Below are 1,812 nucleotides of genomic sequence, written 5' to 3' on the forward strand. Positions count from 1 at the left end.
GGCCGTCTGAATATTCAGACGGCCTTTTTTGTATTCTTTCGCTATATTTCTTAAAGAATCATTAATGTATATATTCCGCAACAACCCACATAACTACTTTGCAACACCAAATTACAAACAACTTTCTATTAATAAACAATCGGGTAAGCATAAGTAAACACTGTTTTGCAATTTACCTAATTGCCACTACCGACAAAACGCCTAAAATACGCTTCATCTGCAAACGGAAACCCTTTCTCATTTTGCAAGATAACACACAACCCTCATATGGAGCTTAGATCATGAAATTACTTTCTGTTATCACTGCAGCCGCATTGGCTACTGTTTCCTTCTCTGCTGCCGCTGCACCTGCCGGCTTCGTTTCTTACCATTGTGACGGTGGCAAATCACTGAACGTGATGTACGGCTTTGACCGTAGCGGCCGTGCAGTTACTGCTGACGTAAACGCCGGTGGCAAAAAAGCCTCTTTGGTTGTCAACAAAAAACGTTCTGACAGCACTGGCACTACTTTCACCAACCGTCAAGGTTATGCAATGTCTGCCGGTTTCATCGACAAAAACACCCACACTACTTCTGAAGTAGTTGGCGTGAACGCCCCTAACGGCTCATTCCTGGTGAAAAACTGCGAACCACGTCCACGTTAATCCCAGTTTTCCTATTTAACCGAATCATCCCGGTTTAATCAAAAGGCCGTCTGAAAAACAATTTTCAGACGGCCTTTTGATTCAATCCTATAAAAAAGAGCGTGTCCCGTACACGCTCTTTTTGTTTGTTCACCCAATTAAATACGCATCGGCATCACGATGTATTTGAAATTCGGATTGTTCGGCACAGTAAACAGCGTTGAACGGTTGGCATCGCCGAAAGCAAGCTGCATATCATCGGAGTGGATGTTACGTAACACATCCATCAAGTAGCCGATGTTGAAACCGACTTCGAGTTCTCCGCCTTGATAAGCGATTTCAAGCTCTTCGCGTGCTTCTTCCTGCTCGTTGTTGCTACATACAACACTCAGCAAACCAGGCTGCAGGAACAGTCGCGCGCCGCGGAATTTTTCATTGGCAAGAATGGCGGCACGTTCAAGCGCACCCAAAAGCTGGGTACGGGATACGAGGAAAATCTTGTCGTTATCCAAAGGAATCACGCGGTTAAAGTCAGGGAATTTGCCATCGATGACTTTGCTGACAATGGTCGTGCCATTGCATTGGAAGCGTACTTGATTGTCCAAAAGCTCAACGGTGATGGACTCGGACGGATTGTTCAGCAGCTTGAAGAGTTCCAATACCGTTTTGCGCGGCAGGATTACTTCCGTTTTCGGCAGTTCTGCTTCAATTTGGCTGGCCGCATAAGCAAGGCGGTGGCCGTCGGTTGCAACAAGGCGCAGCTGGTTTCCTTCAACCTGCATCAGTAAGCCGTTGAGGTAATAGCGGATATCTTGAACCGCCATGCTGTATTGCACTTGCGAAAGCATGATTTTGAAGGTTTCTTGAGTCAGCGAGAAAGTCGCGCTGACGTCGCTGCCGACGTTCATTAATGGAAAGTCTTCAGCCGGCAGGGTTTGCAGGGCAAAACGGGATTTTCCCGCGCGCAGAGTCAAACGGTTGTCCGCCCAATCCAGTGACACCAGCGCACTGTCAGGCAGGGCGCGCAAAATGTCTTGGAATTTTTTAGCGTTGGTCGTAATACGGAAATCGCCTGCCTGACTTTCAGGGCCGGCGGTATTGATTTGGATTTCCAAGTCGGTTGCCAAAAGTTTGGTTTGTCCGTCTTTGCTTTCCAGCAACACATTGGACAAAATCGGCAGAGTATGGC

Annotated in this window: 2 protein-coding genes; one reads left to right on the forward strand and one right to left on the reverse strand. The window is 47.1% G+C overall.

The window, feature by feature from the left end:
- Positions 1 to 281: 281 nt before the first annotated feature.
- A complete protein-coding gene (locus ACTHUE_RS17620) occupies positions 282 to 644 on the forward strand; it encodes an ACP-like domain-containing protein (protein ID WP_070460395.1) in 363 nt (120 codons plus the stop codon).
- A 137-nt stretch (positions 645 to 781) separates the two neighbouring features.
- Here the strand turns inward: ACTHUE_RS17620 and dnaN are convergent.
- The coding region (dnaN, locus tag ACTHUE_RS17625; protein WP_440424071.1) for a DNA polymerase III subunit beta at positions 782 to 1,812 on the reverse strand (1,031 nt) is incomplete at its 5' end.

It is taken from the genome of Neisseria sp. P0021.S005 (genome assembly GCF_051956955.1).